The sequence below is a fragment of the Mycobacterium sp. TH-M25 genome (assembly GCF_057473665.1).
Genome location: NZ_JBYCLA010000619.1, coordinates 1 through 4,043, shown reverse-complemented (window position 1 = coordinate 4,043; position 4,043 = coordinate 1). Strand labels below are relative to the sequence as shown.

The 4,043-nt window shown below is 65.0% G+C and carries 4 protein-coding genes; 3 read left to right on the top strand and 1 reads right to left on the bottom strand.

The window, feature by feature from the left end:
- Nucleotides 1-436: 436 nt before the first annotated feature.
- Complete coding sequence (locus AC2VOU_RS20560; RefSeq protein ID WP_486959029.1) at nucleotides 437-958, bottom strand: hypothetical protein; 522 nt, start codon at nucleotides 956-958, stop codon at nucleotides 437-439.
- A 120-nt stretch (nucleotides 959-1,078) separates the two neighbouring features.
- Between AC2VOU_RS20560 and AC2VOU_RS20555 the strand changes: the two genes are divergently transcribed.
- The 3 genes from AC2VOU_RS20555 to AC2VOU_RS20545 all read left to right on the top strand — a co-directional run.
- Nucleotides 1,079-2,521 (top strand): DUF3375 domain-containing protein, encoded by a 1,443-nt coding sequence (locus tag AC2VOU_RS20555; protein WP_486959028.1) that lies wholly within the window; start codon nucleotides 1,079-1,081, stop codon nucleotides 2,519-2,521.
- The gene (locus AC2VOU_RS20550) at nucleotides 2,518-3,096 is read left to right on the top strand and encodes a DUF4194 domain-containing protein (RefSeq protein WP_486959027.1); all 579 of its coding nucleotides are present in this window, start codon (nucleotides 2,518-2,520) and stop codon (nucleotides 3,094-3,096) included. The genes AC2VOU_RS20555 and AC2VOU_RS20550 overlap by 4 nt, the downstream gene beginning before the upstream one ends.
- On the top strand, nucleotides 3,089-4,043 hold a 955-nt coding region (locus AC2VOU_RS20545; RefSeq protein ID WP_486959026.1), incomplete at its 3' end, for an ATP-binding protein. The genes AC2VOU_RS20550 and AC2VOU_RS20545, both read left to right, overlap by 8 nt.

Below are 4,043 nucleotides of genomic sequence, written 5' to 3'. Positions count from 1 at the left end.
GCGGATGCACACCACGAGCCAGGGCGGTCGCGGTCGTGAATGTATCGGGCAGTCCCCGAAGCCCTGACATGGATAAAAGTGTCGCACGCACGCACGTTGGGTGCAACACTTTTATCCACAAACTAAGGCCCGGTAACGCGAATGATACGGCGAGGCAACTGTACTTCTCGCTCCAAGAGTTTGGCCACGGATTTGGACACAGAACACGGTGGAATGGATGCGACCATGCGGGACGGGGCGAGACAGGTCGGACGGCTGAACGTCGCTGGCCTGCAGCTATGAGACCGAGCGTATTGGGGAAGACGGCGACCGGTTAGCTCATAACCCAGAGGTCGCAGGTTCGAATCCTTCCCGGCTCCTGGCCGCGATGGTATTCCGGAGGCCGTTTTCAGGCCGACCTCCGATGCGGTCTGATCTGCCTCCGGTCAGGCATCGTTCAGCTCGCAAAGAGCGTTGCGGAGGTTCGCGTGCGCCAGCGGACAGCTGGCTGCTCGCTCGGCGCGGCTGCCCGCGGCGGCGCTTCAATGAAGCGCATGAGGTCGGCACCCTGTGGACCGTAGGTTCCGCGGTTGTCTCCCTGCATTACCCAGTTGTGTTGCTGGTCGGCACGGGCCGCGATGGCGGCGTTGGCCTGCCGGCGCAGCACACGCTGTTCGCCGTACCACCAGGAAGCAGCTGCTGCAGTGCACAAGGCAGCGAACTCGGCACCGCCGTCGTTCCCCGAGGCAAAGCTTGCGATGCCCAGCGGGGCGCCCACGGCGGTCAGGCAGAGCGCGGTGGCACGGCGGCGTCGGCGACGGACCCCACGATCGGGGTGTGTGTAGAAGCGCTTGATCGGCGGGTAGCCATGCTTGACGGCCTGCCTGATCAAGAAGATCAAACCGCCCCATACCAGGACCGTCACGGCCAAGTTCAAGAAGATTAAGCCGGCATCGTTGTTGCGGCGTGTGGTGGACATGTCGGGCGCCCTTTCTGTGGACTTTGACTTAATGCGGTTGTAGCAGTGGGTACCGACACGGGCGGTCTTGCCCGGCGCGTGCGACACGAACCTGTCGGTGGAACTCTCTACGCTTTCCTGGTGGACTACCCGGCGATCGACGCATTGCGGGAGCGGCATCCCGCTTGGCGGCTGCTGCGTGCCGGCAACGCCACGCTGATTCTGTCCTTCCTCGGGGAGTTTTTCGTCGAGAGCAATCGAGGCGCGTGCCCGGCAAGTGAGGTCGCGGCCGCGTTGGACGACCATCTGCACGCCCTGAACGCCGAGATCCCCACTGACCGCGGGGACGAGCGGTTTCCGAGGGATCCCCGCTCCTATCTGGAGGATTGGGCGGCCACCGACGCCGCATATCTGCGCCGGTTCTATCCGCCCGGCGACGACGACGTGCACTACGAGGTCACACCGGCGTTCGAGAAGGCTTACGCGTGGGTGATGAGCCTCAAGGGCAGGTCGTTCGTGGGGACCGAATCCAGGCTGCACACCGTGGTCGAGTTGCTTCGGCAGATCGTGCACGGAACCGAAGTCGAACCCGGCGTCCGGCTGGCCGAACTGCGCCGCCGGCGCGACGAACTCGACACCGAGATCGCGGCCGTCGAAGCCGGCGTCGTCACGGTCCTGGATGCGACGGGGGTCCGCGACCGTTACCAGCAGCTCTCCACGACCGCGCGGGAACTGCTGTCGGACTTTCGCGAGGTTGAAGAGAACTTCCGGCTTCTCGACCGTGCCGCGCGAGAAAAGATTGCGGCCTGGGACGGCTCCAAGGGCGAATTGCTCGCCGAGCTGGTCGGGAGCCGCTCCGAGATCGCCGGCTCGGACCAGGGGCGCAGCTTCCAGTCGTTCTACGACTTCCTGCTCTCCGAGTCGCGCCAAGCCGAGCTCGCGGAGCTGCTCTCCAAAGTGTCGGCCCTCGACATGATCGAGGCCGACCAACGCATTCGCGGTATCCACCACGATTGGTCCGAAGCTGCCGATCGTGCGCAGCGCACGGTCCGCCAGATTTCGGAACAACTACGCCGCTTCCTCGACGACCAGGTCTGGCTGGAGAACCGGCGCGTTCTCGACCTGGTTCGGTCGGTGGAGAGCGTTGCGCTTGAGCTCCGCGACAACCCGCCGCCCTTCGGGCTGGAGCTCGATGCGCCGGGCCTCGAGATCGTGTTGCCCTTCGAACGCCCGCTCTACCAGCCCCCCGCGGCGGTAGCGGTGGAGAGCCAGATCGCGGCGGCCACCGAGGAGGTCGACGCCGACCTTCTCTTCAGCCAAACCTTCGTCGACCAGGCGCGGCTGGTCGAGATCGTCCGAAGCGTACTGCCCGAGGGCTCGATGGCTCTGTTGTCGGATGTCGTCGCGACGCACCCCATTGAGCAGGGCGCCGCGGAGATCGTCGGCTATCTTGCGCTCAATGACGACGACGTGGCGGTCGAGATGGATGACACCGAAGAGACGTACCTGGAGTACGCCGACCCCGCCGATCCAGACATCACCAAGCGAGCGAGGCTACCGAAAGTGACGGTGCGGCGGCGATGAGCAGCGAGCATGCCGTCGCCAGCGCGATCATCCGGCTGATGCAGGGTGTCATCTACCGCGAATCGGACGAGGACACCTGGCTGACGCTGGAACGCCAGGGCGCCGGTGTCCGAGACCATTTCGCCACCATCGGCGTCGACGTGGTCGTCGATGACGTGGAGGGTTTCGGCTATCTGCGGTCCCGGACCGAGGAGGACGGCGATGAAGTGCTCCCGCGCCTGGTGCGCAGGCGCGCGCTGACATACAACGTCAGTCTGCTGCTGGTGCTGCTGCGCAAGCGGCTCGTCGAGTTCGAGACCGCCGGTGGTGACGGCCGTCTGGTGCTCACCACCGACCAGATCGTGGAGATGCTGAGGCTCTTCCAGGCCGAGTCCACGAACGACGCGCGCGTCGTGGACCAGGCGGAGACGACGATCAACAAGGCACGCGACCTCGGATTTCTGCGGCAGCTGCGCGGTCAGAGTGACCATTGGGAGGTGCGGCGCATCCTCAAGGCCTACGTCGACGCCCAGACCCTGTCGGACTTCGCGGCCAAGCTGCGCGAGTATGCCGGAGCGGCGACCGGCGATGAGTGACGGGCTCTTCTCGATGGTCGGACTCGGCGACGCCCGACGGGCCGGCTACCGCCTGCAGTACACGGAAGTATTCAACTGGGGCACATTCGACTCCCAAGTCTGGCGTCTGTCTCCCGGCGCCGATACCGCACTGCTCACCGGCGACATCGGCTCGGGCAAGTCGACGCTCGTCGACGCGCTCACCACGTTGCTGATGCCGTCACACAAGGCCGCCTACAACAAGGCGGCGGGCGCCGAAGCCAAGGAACGCACCCTGCGCTCCTACGTCGAAGGCCATTACAAGTCCGAGCGAAACGAAACCACCGGACGGTCCCGCGCCAAGGGCCTGCGGGAGAACACAAAGACCTACTCCGTCGTTCTCGGGGTCTTCACAAACCAGGGTTACGACGAGACAGTCACCCTGGCCCAGGTCTTCCAGCAGCGCGAGAGCACCGGACAGCCCTACCGCTTCTTCGTCACCGCAACCAAAGCGCTGTCGATCGCAACGGATTTCGCCGACTTCGGCACCGATTTGCGTGACCTTCGCAAGAGGCTGCGCGCTGCGGGGGCGGAGATCTTCGACGAGTTCCCCAAATACGCAACCTCGCTGCGTCGCCTGCTCGGAATCCGATCGGAACAAGCACTCGAGCTGTTCCACCAAACCGTGTCGATGAAGTCGGTCGGCAACCTCAATGACTTCGTGCGCGACCACATGCTCGAACCGAGCGACGCCAGTGCGCGCGTCCTTGACATTATCGGCCACTTCGACGACCTGACCAAGGCGCACGACGCAGTCAAGCGAGCCAGGGAGCAGCTCGAAGCACTTGAGCCCATCGTGGCGACCGCGGCAAAGTACGACGCCGGGCTCGCCGAGCGTGCGTCGTTGGAACGCGATCGCTCCGCCGTCCGGCTGTTCATCGCCGAGCTTCGCGCCGGCGTGCTCGCCGAGGAGATCACCACGCTGGAGG

Bases quoted from the DNA above. Each gene is read 5' to 3' on its own strand.
- AC2VOU_RS20560 (WP_486959029.1), bottom strand. From the start codon at position 958: ATGTCCACCACACGCCGCAACAACGATGCCGGCTTAATCTTCTTGAAC.
- AC2VOU_RS20550 (WP_486959027.1), top strand. From the start codon at position 2,518: ATGAGCAGCGAGCATGCCGTCGCCAGCGCGATCATCCGGCTGATGCAG.